Origin of the sequence: Streptomyces viridifaciens (assembly GCF_001888885.2) — a bacterium.
Taxonomy (GTDB): domain Bacteria; phylum Actinomycetota; class Actinomycetes; order Streptomycetales; family Streptomycetaceae; genus Kitasatospora; species Kitasatospora aureofaciens.
Genome location: NZ_CP090841.1, coordinates 2,580,555 through 2,599,160, shown reverse-complemented (window position 1 = coordinate 2,599,160; position 18,606 = coordinate 2,580,555). Strand labels below are relative to the sequence as shown.

At 71.5% G+C, this 18,606-nt stretch carries 13 protein-coding genes and 1 pseudogene; 8 read left to right on the top strand and 6 right to left on the bottom strand.

Translation table 11 applies throughout. The annotated features are described in order from the left end of the window. Positions 1–1,077 precede the first annotated feature (1,077 nt). Positions 1,078–3,744: an alpha-glucan family phosphorylase gene (gene glgP, locus BOQ63_RS18605; protein ID WP_030281956.1), complete on the top strand. Its 2,667-nt coding sequence runs from the start codon at positions 1,078–1,080 to the stop codon at positions 3,742–3,744. A gap of 135 nt (positions 3,745–3,879) precedes the next feature. On the opposite strand, the gene BOQ63_RS18600 is transcribed toward glgP, so the two are convergent. Both BOQ63_RS18600 and BOQ63_RS18595 read right to left on the bottom strand, forming a co-directional pair. After that, positions 3,880–5,739: an ABC transporter ATP-binding protein gene (locus BOQ63_RS18600; protein WP_072654650.1), complete on the bottom strand. Its 1,860-nt coding sequence runs from the start codon at positions 5,737–5,739 to the stop codon at positions 3,880–3,882. Beyond that, a complete protein-coding gene (locus tag BOQ63_RS18595) occupies positions 5,736–7,571 on the bottom strand; it encodes an ABC transporter ATP-binding protein (RefSeq protein WP_030551390.1) in 1,836 nt (611 codons plus the stop codon). The genes BOQ63_RS18600 and BOQ63_RS18595 overlap by 4 nt, the downstream gene beginning before the upstream one ends. A gap of 233 nt (positions 7,572–7,804) precedes the next feature. On the opposite strand from BOQ63_RS18595, the pseudogene BOQ63_RS18590 reads away from it, so the two are divergent. Further along, positions 7,805–7,954, top strand: a pseudogene (locus BOQ63_RS18590) (Crp/Fnr family transcriptional regulator); the annotation flags it as partial. Between the two features lies 1 nt (position 7,955). On the opposite strand, the gene glgX reads toward BOQ63_RS18590, so the two are convergent. Then, positions 7,956–10,130 (bottom strand): glycogen debranching protein GlgX, encoded by a 2,175-nt coding sequence (gene glgX / locus BOQ63_RS18585; protein ID WP_046386490.1) that lies wholly within the window; start codon positions 10,128–10,130, stop codon positions 7,956–7,958. Positions 10,131–10,678: 548 nt separating this feature from the next. Between glgX and BOQ63_RS18580 the strand changes: the two genes are divergently transcribed. The 4 genes from BOQ63_RS18580 (at position 10,679) to BOQ63_RS18565 (ending at position 15,203) form a co-directional block, all read left to right on the top strand. Then, complete coding sequence (locus BOQ63_RS18580; RefSeq protein WP_232543120.1) at positions 10,679–11,677, top strand: L,D-transpeptidase; 999 nt, start codon at positions 10,679–10,681, stop codon at positions 11,675–11,677. A gap of 200 nt (positions 11,678–11,877) precedes the next feature. Continuing rightward, the gene (locus tag BOQ63_RS18575) at positions 11,878–13,119 is read left to right on the top strand and encodes a L,D-transpeptidase (protein WP_223885975.1); all 1,242 of its coding nucleotides are present in this window, start codon (positions 11,878–11,880) and stop codon (positions 13,117–13,119) included. A gap of 162 nt (positions 13,120–13,281) precedes the next feature. Next, complete coding sequence (locus tag BOQ63_RS18570; RefSeq protein WP_223885974.1) at positions 13,282–14,496, top strand: L,D-transpeptidase; 1,215 nt, start codon at positions 13,282–13,284, stop codon at positions 14,494–14,496. 149 nt (positions 14,497–14,645) lie between these two features. Next, entirely contained in the window at positions 14,646–15,203 is a 558-nt protein-coding gene (locus BOQ63_RS18565) for an ATP-binding protein (RefSeq protein ID WP_435796351.1), read from the top strand. A 243-nt stretch (positions 15,204–15,446) separates the two neighbouring features. On the opposite strand, the gene BOQ63_RS18560 is transcribed toward BOQ63_RS18565, so the two are convergent. The 3 genes from BOQ63_RS18560 to BOQ63_RS18550 form a co-directional block, all read right to left on the bottom strand. Further along, positions 15,447–16,325: a hypothetical protein gene (locus BOQ63_RS18560; protein WP_223885972.1), complete on the bottom strand. Its 879-nt coding sequence runs from the start codon at positions 16,323–16,325 to the stop codon at positions 15,447–15,449. Between the two features lie 209 nt (positions 16,326–16,534). Next, positions 16,535–16,735 (bottom strand): DUF397 domain-containing protein, encoded by a 201-nt coding sequence (locus BOQ63_RS18555; RefSeq protein WP_072654647.1) that lies wholly within the window; start codon positions 16,733–16,735, stop codon positions 16,535–16,537. Then, positions 16,732–17,538 (bottom strand): helix-turn-helix domain-containing protein, encoded by an 807-nt coding sequence (locus BOQ63_RS18550; RefSeq protein WP_305953114.1) that lies wholly within the window; start codon positions 17,536–17,538, stop codon positions 16,732–16,734. The genes BOQ63_RS18555 and BOQ63_RS18550 overlap by 4 nt, the downstream gene beginning before the upstream one ends. 163 nt (positions 17,539–17,701) lie before the next feature. Between BOQ63_RS18550 and BOQ63_RS18545 the strand changes: the two genes are divergently transcribed. Continuing rightward, positions 17,702–18,151, top strand: coding sequence for an ATP-binding protein (locus tag BOQ63_RS18545; RefSeq protein WP_043388647.1), 450 nt, complete (start codon positions 17,702–17,704; stop codon positions 18,149–18,151). 228 nt (positions 18,152–18,379) lie between these two features. Next, on the top strand, positions 18,380–18,604 hold the full coding sequence (locus BOQ63_RS18540) for a PIN domain-containing protein (protein ID WP_223885971.1): 225 nt from the start codon (positions 18,380–18,382) through the stop codon (positions 18,602–18,604). Positions 18,605–18,606: the final 2 nt, after the last annotated feature.

The window sequence follows — 18,606 nt, the reverse complement described above, 5'->3', positions numbered from 1 at the left end:
GTGGCGGTCTTGGTGCCGGTTTTGGCAGTGGCGGTCTTGGTGGTGCTCTTGCTCGCGGCGCGCTTGCGGGCGGGCGGCTCGGCGTCGGCCGCGGCCGACTCGGGCTCGGCGGCCCGGCGGGTGGCGGCCGTCGCGGTGGTGCGGCGCGTGCTGGTGGTGCGCCGGCGCGGTGCCGCCGTCAGGTCCTCCTCGGCCCCGGGTTGTCGGGCCGCTGTGGCGGGCTGATCTGTGGCGGGCGGTGCTGCGGGGGCCTGTGCGGTGGAGGCCTGGGATTCGGAGGATTCGGTACGGACCGCTCCGGACGCCCGGGGCGACGGCATCGCCGGGTCTGTCCGAGTGTCAGAATCCATCCGTCCGGCGGATTCCGCGACCGCTGGGTCGACGGTGTGGGCCACCGGTGTGGACTGGTCCCGCGTGTCGCCGTGCATGCCAAACTCCTGCCCGAGATCAGCGGCAGCTCCCGCGGGCCGGGGGATCGGGCCAGGGGAGTACCGGGAGGACTGCTGGGTGGGGTGGACGTGCGACCGGAAGCCTGCCCGCGCCGCCGTCCCCGGCAACCTGCCCGGCGCCCGCCGATCCGGTGGCGGGACGCCCCGGAACCCGTGCGCGTCCCGGCGCACGCCTCCGGGGGCACGCCCCTGGGCGGCCCGGTCGACCCGTGAACGAGCCGACCCTGCGCGAGGACACGCGTCGGTGCGCGGTGAGCGCCGAACGGGTCAAGGGAGAAGGGGAACGATCAACGCGAAAAGGATTCGGACGTGCTGCTTCACGAGGGACGCCACCCGTCGTCGTTGTCCCCGCAGCATCAACGACCTTCGGTCATCCTCGCATCGGTGACACGTTTTTCGCAGCGGTACGACAGTAGTTTCGGGTTTTGTCCGGACCGGGCGATCGGCCGGAAATGGATCCGTTCCACGGAGTTCACGCATTGGTAGCGCGGCACCCCGGAATGTGCGCCTCGCGCGCCCCCCGTGCAGACCAATGCGCCGAATGCGATCTCATCAATAGGCCGAACGGATGGCCAATGGCCCGCTTGACCCGTTGTCAGGACGATCGTCGAGGCTACGCTTCACGCCTGTGAAGGCAATCCGCAGATTCACCGTCCGCACCGTCCTGCCCGAACAACTCCAGCCGTTGCACGAGCTGGCCCTCAACCTGCGCTGGTCCTGGCACCCCGAGACCAGGGACCTCTTCCGGTCCGTGGACCCGGAGGTCTGGGCCGCGACCGGCGAGGACCCGGTGCGGCTGCTCGGGGAGGTCCCGGCCGCCCGGCTCGCCGCACTCGCCGCCGACCGGCGGTTCCTGCGCAGACTCGGCGACCTCGCCGACGACCTGCGCGAGTACCTCACCGGCCCGCGCTGGTACCAGGCCCACCAGGAGGGCGGCGCCACCCCGCCGCCCGCCGCCATCGCCTACTTCTCGCCCGAGTACGGCATCGCCGCCGCGCTGCCCCAGTACTCCGGCGGCCTCGGCATCCTGGCCGGCGACCACCTCAAGGCCGCCAGCGACCTCGGCGTCCCGATCATCGGCGTGGGGCTGTTCTACCGGCACGGCTACTTCCGGCAGTCCCTCGACCGGGTCGGCTGGCAGCAGGAGCGCTACCCCCTCCTGGACCCGGACGAACTGGCCGTCAGCCTGCTGCGGGAGGCCGACGGCACCCCCAGCCGGGTCGACCTCGCCCTGCCCGGCGGCCGCACCCTGGCGGCGCACATCTGGAAGGCCCAGGTCGGGCGGGTCCCCCTGCTGCTGCTCGACTCCGACATCGAGGCCAACTCGCCCGCCGAACGCGATGTCACCGACCGGCTCTACGGAGGCGGCAGCGAGCACCGGCTGCTCCAGGAGATGCTGCTCGGCATCGGCGGCGTCCGGGCCGTGCGTGCCTACGGCCGGCTGACCGGGCACCCCGCCCCCGAGGTCTTCCACACCAACGAGGGCCACGCCGGCTTCCTCGGCGTCGAGCGGATCCGCGAACTGGTCGCCGACCGGACGGCCGGGCTCGACTTCGCCGCCGCCCTGGAGTCCGTCCGGGCCGGCACCCTGTTCACCACCCACACGCCCGTCCCGGCCGGCATCGACCGCTTCGACCGCGACCTGGTCGCCCGCCACTTCGGAGGCGACGCCGCACTGCCCGGCGTCCCGGTCGAGTCGGTGCTCGCGCTCGGCGCCGAGACCTGGCGCGGCGGGGACCCGAAGCTCTTCAACATGGCCGCGATGGGCCTGCGGCTGGCCCAGCGCGCCAACGGGGTCTCCACCCTGCACGGCGAGGTCAGCCGCTCGATGTTCAACGGCCTGTGGCCCGGCTTCGACCCCGCCGAGGTGCCGATCACCTCGGTCACCAACGGGGTGCACGCCACCACCTGGATCGACCCGGCCGTGGTGCGCCTGGGCGCCGCCGAGCTCGGCGCCGAACGCGCCGAGGAGGCGATGACCACCGGCGAGACCAAGCGCTGGACCGGTCTGGAACGGATCGGCAACACCGAGATCTGGGACCTGCGCCGCAGCCTGCGCGCCCAGCTGGTGGAGGAGGCCCGCCGTCGGCTGCGCGCCTCCTGGCACCAGCGCGGGGCCGGCGAGGCCGAGCTCGGCTGGGTCTCCTCGGTGCTCGACCCCGACGTGCTCACCATCGGCTTCGCCCGCCGGGTGCCCTCGTACAAGCGGCTCACCCTGATGCTGCGCGACCCGGAGCGGCTGCGCGCCCTGCTGCTGCACCCCACTCGGCCGGTGCAGATCGTGGTCGCCGGCAAGGCCCACCCGGCCGACGACGGCGGCAAGCGGCTGATCCAGCAGATGGTCGCCTTCGCCGACGACCCGGCGGTGCGCCACCGGATCGTCTTCCTGCCGGACTACGACATGGCGATGGCCCGGCACCTCTACCCGGGCTGCGACGTCTGGCTGAACAACCCGCTCCGCCCGCTGGAGGCCTGCGGCACCTCCGGGATGAAGGCCGCGCTCAACGGCTGCCTCAACCTGTCCGTCCTGGACGGCTGGTGGGACGAGTGGTACGACGGCCAGAACGGCTGGGCGATCCCCACCGCCGACGAGGGCGACGGCGTGCTCGACCCGGAGAGCAGCGAGGCCGAGCGCCGCGACGACATCGAGGCGGCCGCGCTGTACGACCTGATCGAGGACCAGGTCGCCGCGCGGTTCTACGACCGGGGCAACGACGGGCTGCCGCACCGCTGGATCGCCATGGTCCGGCACACCCTGGTCACCCTCGGGCCCAAGGTGCTGGCCGGGCGGATGGTCCGCGAGTACGTCGAGCGGCTGTACACCCCGGCGGCGCTGGCCCAGCGGGAACTGATGGTGGGCGGCCACCGCGGGGCGCGGGAGCTGGCGGTCTGGAAGGCCAGGGTCCGGGAGGGCTGGCCGGGCGTGCGGGTCGAGCACGTCGAGGCGGACTGTCCGGCCGAGGCCCAGGAGCTGGGCAGCTCGCTGGCGCTGCGGGTGCAGGTCGCGCTGGGCCCGCTGCAGCCGGGGGACGTCGAGGTGCAGGCGGTCTCCGGCCGGGTCGACGAGACGGACGGCATCTCGGACGCCGCGGCGCTCGCCCTCAAGCCGGTCGGCGGCCCGGACCTGGACGGCCGCACCCGCTACGAGGGCTCGCTGGAGCTCTGCCGCACCGGGCCGTTCGGCTACACCGTCCGGGTCCTGCCCGCGCACCCGAGGCTGGCCTCGCCGGCCGAACTGGGGCTGGTGGCGCTCCCGGCCGAGTCGGCGGGGATGGACGCGGGGCTGCTGCGCTGAGCCCGCGGAGCGGATGACTGCCGGGCCGGGTCGGTACCGGCCCCGGAGAAGGGGATGCCCGCCCGGGTGCGTGACGGCGCACCCGGACGGGCACAACTGTGGGGCTTCCTGGACGGGCACCACTGAGGGGTTGTTCTACACCAGGCTGTCCCGCCAGGCGCGATGCAGGGTGGCGAAACGCCCGGAGCCGTCGATCAGCCGCTGCGGCGAGCCGTCCTCGACGATCCGGCCCCGATCCATCACCAGGACCCGGTCGGCGATCTCCACGGTGGAGAGCCGGTGCGCGATGATCACCGCCGTGCGGCCGGCCAGCACCGTGCGCATCGCCCGCTGCACGGCCTGCTCGCCGGGGACGTCCAGGGAACTGGTCGCCTCGTCCAGGATCAGCACGGCCGGGTCGGCCAGCAGGGCGCGGGCGAAGGCGACCAGCTGGCGCTGCCCGGCGGAGATCCGGCCGCCGCGCTTGCGCACGTCGGTGTCGAAGCCGTCCGGGAGCGCCGCGACGAACTCGTACGCGCCGATGTCGCGGGCGGCCTGCTCGATCTCGGCGCGGGTGGCGCCGGGGCGGCCGATCGCGATGTTCTCGGCGACGGTGCCGGAGAACAGGAAGGACTCCTGGGTCACCATCACCACCGCGCGCCGCAGCTCCGGGGTGGTGAGGTCGCGCAGGTCGACGCCGTCCAGCCGGATCCGGCCGTCGGTCGGGTCGTAGAAGCGGGCCAGCAGCTTGGCGAGCGTCGACTTGCCCGCGCCGGTCGCCCCGACCACCGCGACGGTCTGACCGGCCGGGATCAGCAGGTCGAAGGGCGGCAGCACCTCCTTGCCGGTGCGGTAGGCGAAGCGGGTCCGTTCGAAGGACACCTCCCGGCCCTTGAGGGTGACTCGCCCGCTCGCCTCCGCTCGGGGCGGTGGGGGCAGTTCCCTCGGCTCGGCCGGCTCGGCGACGGTCGGCTCGTGGGCGAGCAGCCCGGCGATCTTCTCCAGCGCCGCGGCGGCGGCCTGGTAGCTGTTCAGGAACATCGCCAGCTGGTCGATCGGGTCGAACAGGCGGCGCAGGTAGAGCACGAAGGCGGTCAGGACGCCCAGCTCCAGGGAGTCCTCGGTGACCAGGTAGGCGCCCAGCAGCAGGATGCCGGTGGTCCAGACGTTGGCGGTGGCGCGGGAGAGGCCGACGTACCGGGCGAGTTCCAGGAAGCCCTCCGCGTTGGCCCCGGAGGAGCGGAGGTTGACCACGGCGAAGGCGGCGTCGTTGGCCTTCTCGCGGCGGAAGGCCTGCACCGGGCGGATGCCGTTCATCGTCTCGGTGAAGCGCACGATCATCGAGGCGGCGGCCGTCCGCGAACGGCGGTAGACCCGGCGGGAGCGGGTCCGGAAGGAGTGGGCGACCAGCGCCAGCGGCAGGAAGCACACCAGCGAGGCCAGGCCCAGCCGCCAGTCCAGCACCACCAGCAGCACCGAGATGTAGCAGACCGACAGGAAGACGGTCAGCAGCTCCTGCAGGCCCTCGGAGAGCAGCTCGCGCAGCGCGTCGATGTCACTGGTGGCCCGGGAGATGATCCGGCCCGAGGTGTAGCGCTCGTGGAAGTCCAGGCTGAGCCGCTGGGCGTGCCGGAAGATCCGGCCGCGCAGCTCCAGCAGGACGTCCTGGTTCACCCGCGCGCTGATCTTGATGAACGCCCACTGCAGCAGCGGGCTGAGCAGCGCGCAGAACAGGTACCCGGCGACCACCGCGATCAGCGGGCCGGAGTCGTGCGCGCGCAGCGCCGGGATGCCGCGGTCCATCGCCACCGCGACCAGCAGCGGACCGGACTGCAGGGCGGCCTGCTGGACCAGGATCACCACCATCGCGACGGCGATCCGGGCCCGGTGCGGGCCGAGCAGCGAGCGCAGCAGCGCCCGGGGCGCGCCGGGCGGGACGGGGATGTCCTCGTCGTCGGCCGGTGGCGGGGGCAGCTCCTCCTCGACGGACTCGGCGGGCTCGGCGGTGGTGGTCATCGGACGACCCCCTCCTCGGGGACGAGGGGGCCCTCGGGCACGAGGGCGGCCTCGCCCGACATCAGTTCGCGGTAGTGCGGGCAGTCCCGCAGCAGCTCCTGGTGGGTGCCGACGGCCTCGATCCGGCCGTCCGCGAGCACCGCGACCCGGTCGGCGAGCAGCACGGTGCTGGGGCGGTGGGCGACCACCAGGGCGGTGGTGGAGCCGAGCACCTCGCGCAGCGCCCGCTCCACCAGCGCCTCGGTGTGCACGTCCAGGGCGGAGAGCGGGTCGTCCAGCACCAGGAAGGGCGGGGAGCCGACCACCGCCCGGGCCAGGGCGAGGCGCTGGCGCTGGCCGCCGGACAGGCTCAGTCCCTGCTCGCCGACCTGGGTCTCCACCCCGGCCGGGAGCTTCTCGACGAAGCCGGCCTGGGCGGTGGCCAGGGCGGAGGCCAGCTGCCGGTCGTCCGCGCCGGGTGCGCCCATCAGCACGTTCTCCCGGACGGTGGCGGAGAACAGGGTGGGTTCCTCGAAGGCGACGGCGACGAGCTCGCGCAGCCTCTCCCGGGGCAGCTCGGTGATGTCCCGGCCGTCCAGGGTGATCCGGCCGCCGGTGGCCTCGTACAGCCGGGGGAGCAGCGCGGTGAGCGTGGTCTTGCCGCTGCCGGTGGCGCCGACCAGGGCCATCGTCTCGCCGCTGCGCACGTGCAGGTCGATGCCGGCCAGGAGGTCGGGAGTGCCGTCGGGGGCGTCGGGGTAGCGGAAGCGGACGCCGCTGAAGCGGATGCCGTCCGGGGCGCCGAGCGCGTGGGCGCTGCCCGGGTCCTCGGGCTCGGGCTCGTCCATGACCTCGAAGAAGCGGTCGGTGGCGGTGGCGGCCTCGTTGGCGTAGGCGAGCAGCCAGCCGAGCGACTCGACCGGCCAGCGCAGGGCGAGCGCGGTGGAGAGGAAGGCGACCAGGGTGCCGGCGCTCAGCTCGTCGTGGGCGACCAGGTAGGCGCCGACGGCCAGGGCGCAGCCGAGGGCGATCTCCGGCAGGCCGACGATGACCGCCCACAGGTTGGCGAGCTGGTGGGCCTTGCGCAGTTCGGTGCGGCGCAGCCGGTGGGACTGTTCGCGGAAGTGCTCGGCCATGGTCCGGTGCCGGCCGAAGGCCTTGAGGATGCGGATGCCGAGCACGGACTCCTCGACCACGGTGGCGAGGTCGCCGTTCTGGTCCTGGGCGAGCCGGGCGGTGACCGAGTAGTCGGACTCGAAGCGCCGTGTGAGCACCACCAGCGGCACGCAGGGCAGCAGGACGATCAGGGCGAGCCGCCACTCCTGGGTGAACATCAGCACGATGCCGGCCAGGAAGGTCACCGAGTTGACGATCAGGAACACCAGCGGGAAGGCCAGGAAGAGCCGCATGGCGTTCATGTCGGTGGTGGCCCGGGAGAGCATCTGGCCGGAGCCCCAGCGGTCGTGGAAGGAGACCGGCAGCCGCTGGAGCTTGGCGTAGAGGTCGGCGCGCATGGCCGCCTCCAGCCGGCCCAGCGGGCGGGCGAGGACGACCCGGCGGGTGTAGAACAGTGCGGACTCGACCAGCCCGAGGAGCAGCAGCAGGCCGACCGGCGGCCAGAGGGCGGCGAGGTCGTGCCGGGCGAGCGGGCCGTCCACGATCCGGCCGAGCACCACCGGGACGGCGAGGGTGCTCAGCATGGCGAGCGTGGCGGCCGTCGCCGAGACGGCCAGCCGGCCGCGCACCGCCCGGGCGTAGGGCCACAGGCGCAGCAGCGAGCGGACCGTGGAGCGGCGGCGCCCGGTGGGGTCGCCGGTCGACGGGTTCGGCGCGTCTTGTCTGTTCTCGGCCATCGCGGTGAGGGTAGGCAGAGAGGCCGTCACTTCTCATCCGGTTTTTCGCCCCTGTCGCTGCCGCCCGGCGAGAACCGGCCACCCGCTCGGGCGGGGCGGGAGCGGAATGCGGGGCGCGCGTTGCCGTTCGTGCAGGGAGGAGTGAGCCGTGCGCCTCTTGCGAGCGTCCGCCGAACGGCCGATTACATCTCGTGACGGACGCTCATTGATACGCGAGTGACGGGAGTGTGGACATGGCGGTCGACACCGAGCCCACCCCCGGCCCCGGCTCCGCAACCGTGCAGGTACGGGCCCAGCTCAGCCTCAGCACCACCGCCGCGCGGAACCTGGCGACGACGACCAAGTCCAAGCCGCAGGCGCAGGAGATCACCTCCCGCTGGCTGTTCACGCCGGTCGGTCGGGCGCGCGCAGCAGTTGCAGCGAGCGTCCGGCCAGCACCACCGCGCCCCGCGGGGACGGCTCGCCCGTGCCCGCGGCCGCCGTGTCCAGCACCGTCTCGTACGCGGCCTCCGGCTCCGCCCACGGCTCGCCGGGCAGGGTGAACACCGTGGGCTCGTGGCCCGCGTTGAGCAGCAGCAGGAAGCTGTCGTCGTCCAACGGCCGCCCCGCGCCGTCCCGTTCGGACATCGCGGTGCCGGACAGCAGCATGCCCAGGCAGGCCGTGGGGCCGAACCAGTCCGCCTCGGTCATCTCCTTGCCGAGCGGGGTGAACCAGGCGAGGTCCGGCTGGCCGCCGGGAGTGACGGCCCGGCCGGAGAAGAACGCCCGCCGGCGCAGCACCGGGTGGGCCCGGCGCAGCCGCACCAGCCCGGCGGTCAGCTCGCACAGCTCCCGCCAGCCGGGCTGCTCCAGCAACGACCAGTCCAGCCAGCTGAGTTCGCCGTCCTGGCAGTAGGCGTTGTTGTTGCCGCCCTGGGTGCGTCCCAGCTCGTCCCCGGCGGTGATCATCGGGACGCCCGCGGATAGCAGCAGGGTGGCCATCAGGTTGCGCAGTTGGCGCAGCCGCAACGCGTTGACCTCCGGGTCGGTGGTCTCGCCCTCGACGCCGTGGTTCCACGAGCGGTTGTCGTCGGTGCCGTCCCGGTTGGCCTCGCCGTTGGCCTCGTTGTGCTTGCGGTCGTAGGAGACCAGGTCGCGCAGGGTGAAACCGTCGTGCGCCGTCACGTAGTTGACGGACGCGTACGGGCGGCGGCCGCCGCGCTGGTAGAGGTCGGAGGAGCCGGACAGCCGGTAGCCCAGCTCGCGCACGTCCGGGCGGGCGCCGCGCCAGAAGTCCCGTACGGTGTCGCGGTACCTGTCGTTCCACTCGGCCCACAGCGGGGGGAAGCCGCCGACCTGGTAGCCGCCCGGGCCGATGTCCCAGGGCTCGGCGATCAGCTTCACCCGGCTGAGCAAGGGGTCCTGGGAGACGGCGGCGAGGAAGGGGTGGTCCATGTCGACCCCGTCCGCGGCCCGGGCCAGGGCCGTTGCCAGGTCGAAGCGGAAGCCGTCCACGCCCATCTCGGTCACCCAGTAGCGCAGCGAGTCGGTGATCAGCCGGACCACCTGCGGGCGGCGGGTGTCCAGCGTGTTGCCGCAGCCGGTGTAGTCGGCGTAGCCGCGCGGGCGGTGCGGGGCCAGGCGGTAGTAGGCGGCGTTGTCGATGCCGCGCAGCGACAGCGTCGGGCCGAGCTCGGCGCCCTCGGCGGTGTGGTTGAACACCACGTCGAGGATCACCTCGATCCCGGCGGCGTGCAGGGCGCGGACCATCCGCTTGAACTCGCCGACCTGGCCGCCGCGGGAGCCCGAGGCGGAGTAGCCGGCGTGCGGGGCGAAGTAGCCGACCGTGTTGTAGCCCCAGTAGTTGACCAGGCCGCGGGCCTGGAGGTGGTCCTCGTCGGCGAACTGGTGCACCGGCAGCAGCTCGACGGCGGTCACCCCGAGGCGGGTGAGGTGGGCGATCGCGGCGGGATGGGCCAGGCCGGCGTAGGTGCCGCGCAGGTGGGGCGGGACGTCCGGGTGGCGCATGGTGAAGCCGCGCACGTGGAGCTCGTAGAGCACCGTCTCGGACCAGGGGGTCTTCGGGCGGTGGTCGTCGTACCAGTCGTCGTCGTCGTGGACGACCACGGATCTGGGGACGTGGGGGGCGGAGTCGCGGTTGTCCCGGACGGTGTCGGCGACGTCGGCCTCGGGCCAGTTGCGGACGGCCGAACAGGCCGCGTCGTGGGAGGTGTAACAGCCGTCGACGGCGCGGGCGTACGGGTCGAGCAGCAGCTTCGCGGCGTTCCAGCGGGCGCCCGTCCACGGGTCCCAGCGGCCGTGCACCCGGAAGCCGTAGCGGGTGCCGGGACGGACACCGGGGAGGAAGCCGTGCCAGATCTGGAAGTCCTGCTCGGTGAGGCGGTGGCGGCTCTCCCGGCCGTCCTCGTCGAACAGGCACAGGTCGACGGCCTCGGCGCCGGCCGCCCAGAGGGCGAAGTTGGTGCCGGGGCCGGCGAGGTGGTCCGTCCGGAAGCGGGCGCCGAGCGGTTGCCAGCTGCCTGGCCGTACCCCGGCTTCCGGCTCTTGCCCTGACGCCATGGTCGTAGCCTCCCTGGGCGGGGGTGTCGTGGGACTGTTCACCTCTTCTTTCCCGGAATGTGGGGGGAGGAAGCGGCTGAACGGGGGGTGGGGGGTGGTGTCGGGGGGTGGGGGCTCTCGGCAGGGTGGGTGCCGCCCTTCCCGCAGTGCGTCCCTGTCGCCCTGGTCGGGCGGGAGGGGTGGGGGGCGCTTGGTGGGCGCGCGGGGCGTTGCCCGCGCGCCCGTGGTGGGGGGAGGGGGTGTGGGCGGGTGGGCGTGTCTTCGGTTGGTTCGCGGTCGTTGTCACGGGCGTCGGATGCTCCTGAGGTCGGAGCCGAGTGGTGGGAGGCCCCGGGATGCGACGCCGGGTCGGGGTGTGGGCGCGGCGGGTGGTGGCGGCCTGGTGCGTGCTGGTGGTTGCCGGGTGCGGGGGTGGGGTGTCGGGCGGGTCCGGTGGGGATGTGGCCGGGGTGGGGTCGCGTACGCCGCCTCCGGCGCCGTCGCGGGCGGTGGTGACCGCGGTGCCCGCTGACGGTGCGCAGGATGTGGCGGCGGAGGGAGCGGTGCGGGTGACCGTCGGCCAGGGGCGGCTGGTGTCGGTTCGGCTGGCTGATGCGAAGGGCGTCGAACTGCCCGGGACGATCGGTCCGGACGGGGCCGCCTGGGTGCCGGACGGGCCGTTGCCTCTCGGTACCGCGTTCACGCTGGATGCCGTGGCGGAGGACGACCAGGGGCAGCGGGCGGCTCAGCATTCGGCGTTCTCGACGGTGGCCCGGGCGCACACCTTCGTGGCGTTCTTCACGCCGGAGGACGGCTCGACGGTCGGTGTCGGGATGCCGGTCTCGTTGCGGCTGAGCAGGCCGATCACCGACCGGGCGGCGGTGGAGCGGGCCGTGCGGGTGACGGCGGATCCGCCGGTGCCGGTGGCCGCGCACTGGTTCGGCAACCAGCGGTTGGACTTCCGTCCGCGGCAGTACTGGGCGGCCGGGACCAGGGTGACGGTGGCGCTGCGGCTCAAGGACGTGCAGGGGGCGCCGGGGGAGTTCGGTACGCAGAGCCGGGACCTGCACTTCACCGTCGGCCGGGCGCAGGTCTCCACGGTCGATCTGGACGCCCACACGCTGACGGTCCGGGCCGGGCAGGGCGGGAAGGTGCTCCGGGTGCTCAAGGTGTCCGGGGGGAGCCCCGACCACCCCACCTACCGGGGGGTGATGGTGGTGTCGGAGAAGTACAAGCTGACCCGGATGAACTCGCAGACCGTCGGCATGGGGGACGAGTACGACATCAAGGACGTCCCGCACGCGATGCGGCTGACCGCCTCCGGCACCTTCGTGCACGGCAACTACTGGGCGGACCCGGGGGTGTTCGGCACCGCCAACCTCAGCCACGGCTGCATCGGCCTGGCGGACGTCAAGGGCGGGACGGGCAAGGACACCCCGGCGGCCTGGCTGTTCGAGCACACCATTCCGGGGGACGTGCTCGAGGTGCGGGCCTCGGCCGGGGACTTCGTGCCGCCGTCGAACGGGCTGGGGGACTGGAACCTGCCCTGGGAGCAGTGGGGGCAGTAGGGAGTGTCCGACAATTCCCGCGGGGCGCGAATTGTCGGGCACGTCCTGCGCTCTTCACCCCACCTCCTCCGATGGTTCACCCGGACGGCCCAGTTATCCTGCTCCGGCGCGTCGGGGTCCGGCGTGAAAGTTCGGTACCCCGTGCAACTCATGGGGGCGCCCAGCGCGTCAAGTGAGTGAGTACCGGGAGGGGAGATTCCGTGAAGACGGGGAAGACGGTCGGCGCAGCGATACGGACCACCAGCCGTTACCGGCGCAGGGGTGCGATGGCGCTGGTCATGGGTGGGGTGCTGCTGCTCACCGCGGCGTGCAACGACGACAAGGGCGGCTCGTCCGGCGACAGTGCGGCCTCGGCGCCGGCCGACGCCAACGGGAGCGCTGCCCCGGGGGCGGCGAAGGCCTCGGCGGCCGTGCTCGCGGTCGAGCCGAAGGACGGCGCCCAGGACGTCGCGCCGAACGCGCTGCAGGTGTCCGTCTCCAAGGGCAAGCTGACCACGGTCGAGGTGACCGACAAGAACGGCAAGCCGGTCGAGGGTGCGATCACCGCGGACGGCAGCGGCTGGAAGCCCGCGGCGGCGCTGGCCGTCGGCATGGCGTACAAGGTGAACGCGCAGGCGAAGGACGACGCGGGCCTGGTGGCCGCGTCGACCACCTCGTTCACCACGCTGACGCCGGAGAAGAAGGTCTCCACCAACGACAACATCGCCGACGGCGCCACCTACGGCGTCGGCATGATCGTCTCGGTGGACTTCAACAAGGACGTCAAGAACAAGGACGCCGTCCTCAAGGGCATCACCTTCGAGACCGACAACGGCACGGTGGTCAAGGGCCACTGGTTCGACAGCCGCCGGGTGGACTTCCGCCCGGAGGAGTACTGGAAGCCGGGCACCAAGGTGACCATCAAGTACCGGCTGAAGAGCGTCGAGATCGCGCCGGGGGTCTACGGCGACGTGGACAAGGACGAGCCGTTCACCATCGGCCGGTCGATGATCTCCACCGCGGACGCCAAGACGCACCAGATGACGGTCGAGCGGGACGGCAAGAGCACCACCCTGCCGGTCACCCTGGGCGCGGACGCGACGCCTTCCTGGGGCGGAACGATGGTGATCATGGACAAGGAGAAGGTCACCCGGATGAACTCGCAGACCGTCGGTCTCGGTGGCGAGTACGACATCCAGGACGTGCCGCACGCGATGCGGCTGACCACCTCGGGCACCTTCCTGCACGGCAACTACTGGTCCAACCCCTTCGGCAAGTCCAACGGCAGCCATGGCTGCATCTCGATGCAGGACGTGAAGGGCGGCAGCGACAGCTCGGTCGCCGGCAAGTTCTACAACGACTCGATGGTCGGCGACGTGGTGAAGATCGTGAACACCAAGGAGAAGACCGTCTCGCCCTCCAACGGGCTGGGCGGCTGGAACGTGTCCTGGGCCAACTGGTAGGCCCGTCAGTTCGTCGCCGGGCGGCCCGGACCTCACCCGTTGGGGTCGGGCCCCCCGGTTTTCGGGGCGGGAAGCCCCCCGAATGGCGCAACCTTTCCGGTGGCGCGGCACATCTATGGGGTCGGGTCCGTCGGGGCCGCGGGGAGCAAGGGAGGGATCGACGTGAGGTCGATACGCAGAGTGATGGCCGTCGGTCTGATCGGCGGGGCGATGGCGTTGACCGCGGCCTGCAGTGGCGGCGGTGGTGGGGGCGGGAGCGCCGCCAAGGCCGATATCGGGGCCGGGGCGGCCGCGTCCGCGGCGGCGCCCGGGAGTTCGGCGCCGAAGGTCTCGACGGCCGCGGTGAGCATCGAGCCGAAGAACGGCGCGGTGGACGTGGCGCCGGGTGCGCTCAAGATCGGGGCGACGGGCGGCAAGCTCACCACCGTCAAGGTGAGCGACAAGTCGGGCAAGGAAGTCCCCGGCACGATCGCCGCGGACGGCTCCAGCTGGACCCCGTCCGCCGGGCTCGCGGTGGGCACCGCCTACCAGGTCAGCGCGATGGCCGCGGACGCCAACGGCGCGGTCGCCACGGCGGACAGCAGCTTCACCACGCTGACCCCGGCGGCGCTGGCCAAGGCCTCCGACAACGTGGACGACAACGCGACGTACGGCGTCGGCATGATCGTCTCGGTGGAGTTCAGCAAGGACGTCGCCAACAAGGACGCGGTCGCGAAGGGCATCACCTTCGAGACCGACAACGGCACCGCGGTCAAGGGCCACTGGTTCGACGACCGGCGGCTGGACTTCCGGCCGGAGGAGTACTGGAAGCCGGGCACCAAGGTGACGGTGCAATACCGCCTCAAGAGCGTGGAGATCGCCCCCGGGGTGTACGGCACCGACCGGGACGAGCCCTTCACGATCGGGCGATCCAAGGTTTCGACGGTTGACGCCGCCGCGCACAGGATGACGGTGGCCGAGAACGGGGCGTCGAGCGACATCGACATCACCTCCGGTTCGGACGAACACCCCACCTGGAACGGCACGATGGTGGTCATGTCGAAGGAGGGCACGGTGCGGATGCAGTCCAGCACGCTGCCCGGCATGACCGGTTCGCCGTACGACCTCCAGGTCCCGCACTCGATGCGGCTGACCACCACCGGCACGTACGTGCACGGGAACTACTGGAGCGGTGGCGCCTTCGGCGAGGACAACGTCAGCCACGGCTGCGTGGGCCTGCGCGACGTCAAGGGCGGCGGTGACTCCACCACGATGGGCAAGTTCTACGCGGACTCGCTGGTCGGGGACGTGGTCATCGTGAAGAACTCGGTCAAGAAGGAGACGCTCGACCCGGCGAACGGGCTGAGCGGCTGGAACGTGCCGTGGAGCAAGTGGTGATCGCCAGGTAGACGCGGTTCGACGTCAACCCGGGCTTGACTTCGGTCGGCCCGGGTCGACTCTTTTCCGGCGCAGGGTTGCTCCGGGCATATGCCGACTCGGGGGAGATCGTTTGTTCATTGTCCGTACGCGGCTGCTTGCGTTCCGCAATGATGGACCGCATGGCGGGTTGGGGCGAAACAGATCAGTCATCGGTTCCCGCGGCCGGCGTGGTCGCGGAGGCGTCGTGGATCGACGTCCAGGGTGCGCTCTCGGCACTGGAGCGGCTCAGCTCGGAGGAGCTGCAGGAGATGTACTCCGGCAGACTGTGCGACCCGTCCGCGCCGAACGAGGTCCGGCTGCCGTCCCGTCCGGAGTCGGGCCCGGTGGCCCGCCGGCTGGTGTTGAACGTCCTGGAGTCCTGGGACCTCCACCAGCACCTGGAGGCCGGGGAGTTGTTGACCAGTGAGCTGGTGTCCAACGCGGTGCGGCACGCCGCGGGGCGCACCATCGGCCTGGAGGTCAGCCGAAAGCCCGGTTGGCTGCGGATCGAGGTCCGCGACTCCTCCCGGGCGCTGCCCTGCATGATCCTCGCCGAGGCCAAGCCGGTGAACGAGCGCGGCCGCGGGCTGAGGATCGTCGACGACCTCGCCGACCGCTGGGGCGCCGACCTGCTGCCGCGCGGCAAGGGCGTCTGGTTCGAGCTGAAGATCCGCGAGCGGCACTGAGGGGACTCTTCCGGCTCCGGATACGCGCAGGGCCCCCGGGCTCGCCGTGGTCGGCGGTGGGGGCCCCTGCAAGTCATCGCGCCGGCCAAGGGGGTGCGTGCCGCGCGATGGGCGTCGGCAGTGCCAGGTCGGGCCCGCCGAAGTTCGACGAGTCGACTATCGCACGGATCTCAGCATGCGGGCAAACCGGGCGTCTTGGATTGAAAGGTTTGTCATCTACTTCACCTTTGGATTTTGCATAGGTTAACGCCCTAGCCTGTGATTATTCATGATCCCGATGAGCTGATCATTGCCTGACGGGCCCGGGCGGCATGTTCGCGAACAGCGGCGGGGGAGAGATGCCGACGGGGTGGTGGGGCCTTCGGGGTGCCACGGCAGGCGCGGCAGAGGCCGCCGAGGAGGGCGTGCGGGCGGCAGGGTGTGCGGCAGTCGGTGCACTCGATGACGCGGGTGGCGGGAGACTCCGGGCGGGGCCGTTCGGGGGGCATCTTGTCGAGTCAGACGGCGGCGGGTGAAGGCCGCCGGGCTGTGGACGCCGTCCGGCGGGAGGCCTGCGGTGAGAGCGGCGGTGAAGAGGGCGGGGGTGGCGCCCCGGGCCAGCCATTCGGCGGCGAGCGGTTCGAGGGCCGCGCAGTCGGCGGCGGAGAGGGCGAGGCGGGCGTCGGCAAGGCCGAGACCGGCGAGCGCCGCGTACGCGGCCGAGGTGGGAGAGGTGCGGTTGAGCGTTCGCTCCTTGGGGGGATCGGGTGCTCCGGACGTTGACGCCTCGCCTGCCTCGGACGCCTCGCCAGTGGTGAGGAACTGCGTCCACCACGCGTCGGAGCGGGGCGTGCGGGAGAAGTAGGTGCGGAACACCCAGCGGCAGTCCTTGGAGCTGATGCGCTCGCGGACCCGGCGCAGGTGACCTGCGGTGGAGAGGTTGTTGAGCACCGTGCGGCAGGCCATCTGCCCGTAGTGGGGCTGGAGGACGGCGAGGGTCTTGACGTCCATGGCGGCGCCGTCGGGGAGGTGGTCGATGAGCGAGGCGATGTAGGCCTCGCGCGCCGGGAGGTGGGAGAAGTCGGCAGCGGAGCGGGGGAGTTGCTCCGGGGCGGACTGCTTGCCGTACCCGGGGGTGGCCATGGCGGTAGAGTCGTGGGTAGCCACAGGATCGAGTCTCTTTCGATCGTGCCGGTCAGACCCCCGTTCGGTGTTGGCGCACCGGCGGGGGTTGTTTCGTCGCTGCGCACGCTACACGGCGGAACCGGCTGTGGAGAACTCGTGACGATAAGTCATATCTGCTGCGTGCGGGTGTGGTTGGTAGGTGGTTACCCACCCGTTCGACTAAAGGGTCACTCGACTCGCGCTGCTTGAGCTTCGGACGCGAAGGAGACGAAGGCGGACCAGGCCTCGGGGGAGAAGGCGAGGGTCGGGCCGGCCTTGTCCTTGGAGTCGCGGACGTGGACGGCGGAGGGGCTGGAAGCGACTTCGACGCAGTTGCCGCCTTCAGTCCCGCTGTAGCTGGACTTCACCCAGGTCAGGTTGGTGCTCATAGCTCCTCCGCCAACTTGCTGATGAAACGAGCCGACTCCTCGGGGCTGAGGGCCTGCCGGAGGATCATTGCATGGCGCTGCCACAGCAGATTTACCTTCTCCGGTTCGGCATACAGGAAGCCCATGGACTGGCCCTCCTCGTAGGCAAAGCGCTCGTGATCGGCCGTTTCCAGCAGGACGAATGCGCCATTGACTCCCGGGTGAACACACCTGGCCGGCACTACCTGGATGTCGATGTGTCGAGGCTTGCTGGCGTCAAGCAGGTGCCTCAACTGCTCCTTGTGTTCCGGAGCGGTGCCGAACCGGCGCAGGAGGGCGAACTCATCGATGAGAAAGCTGAATGACTTGGTCTGCTTGCCCAGGATCGCCTGCCGAGCCAATCGGGCTGAAACCCGCTCTTCCACGGTGTCGTCGTCCAGCGGCGGCCAGTGTGCGTTCAACAGAGACCGGGCGATAGCTTCGGTCTGAAGCAGGCCTGGGATGAGTTGGCTTTCGTATGAGCTCAAGACAATCGCCTCGGGCTCGTACTTCATGAAGTCCTGGGAGAAGGAGGGGAACTTCTCGGGCTTCAGAAACTCTGCCGCGCCCACCAACATCCCCTTCGCGTCGCACAGCTCATCCGCCACCTGCAGCAGCTTGAGCGAGGGCTTCCGCCTCCCCGCCTCCATCGACCGCACGCTCTCGATGTCGTAGCACGCCGCCTGGCTCAGCTGCTCCCGCGTCACGCCCGCCTTTTCACGCCACCGCTTGAGCTGATCGCCGCAGTACTTCCACGACATCGGGTTTTCCTTCGGCGTGCTCACGGTCCCGCGCCCCTCCCTGCCCTGGTCACAGGGCGGTTCAAGCTCTCGCCGTACCACCGGCGTTACTCCCGAGGCTATGCCCGCCTGCCGACCCTTGAAGGGTGAAATGGCCGAACTCAGCCCTCCCGAGTGACGCCCTCCGTACACCTCCTCAAGGAATCCGATGCTCACTCAGCCCCTCGATGCCGTCGAGTGGATGTTCCCCCGCCTGCCCCGCAGTGCCGGCCGTGCCCGGATCCGCTTCCTCCGGCTGGCCTTCGAGTGGGAGGTGCCCGTCGACTCCGCCGAGACCGCGCTGATCCTGCTCAGCGAACTGGTCACCAACGCCTGCCGCCACGCCCGCTCGCCGCGTGACCGGATGATCGGAGTCCGGGTTCTCCTCCCCACCGCCTCCCTGCTCCGCATCGAGGTCTCCGACGCGAACCCCGAGTTGCCGACCCTCCGCCACGCCGCCCCCGACGACGAGTCCGGCCGGGGCCTGGAACTCGTCGCCGCCCTCGCCTCCTCCTGGGGCGCCCACCCGCGCGGCGAGGGCTACATCGGCAAAACCGTCTGGTTCGAGCTCGCGCTCCCCTCGCCGGCCTGCTCGGCCTCAGATCATCTGATTCCATGAGGCGGATGACTGCAACAGAGGCTTCCAGAAGCTTCGCCGCCGTGCTGGACTCGGCAGAACACGGCGGGACGATCTCGACACGGGTGTCCTGATCCAGGCAGAGCGCACCGGCGCCCCTGCGTTGTTCGGTCCCGCCGATGACGTGGCCATCGCGGCAATCACCGCAGCCGAACTGCACCTGGGAGTGAGCTCCCCGACGATGTTCGTCATCTTCGCCGTCAGAGCTTCGTGGATGCGATTCTCGCGGTCGTCCCGGTGGAGGACTACACGCCCGACACGGCCCGTATTCACGCCAGGCTGATGGCGCACGTGCGGAGACAGGGCAAGCCGCGCGGGGCTCACGACCTGATCATCGCGGCCACAGCCTTGACCACCGCCCGCACGGTGGTCACCACCGACGCCTCCGCCGGATTCGCAGGCCTGCCCGGCGTTCCGGCGATCACCCCGGCTTGAAG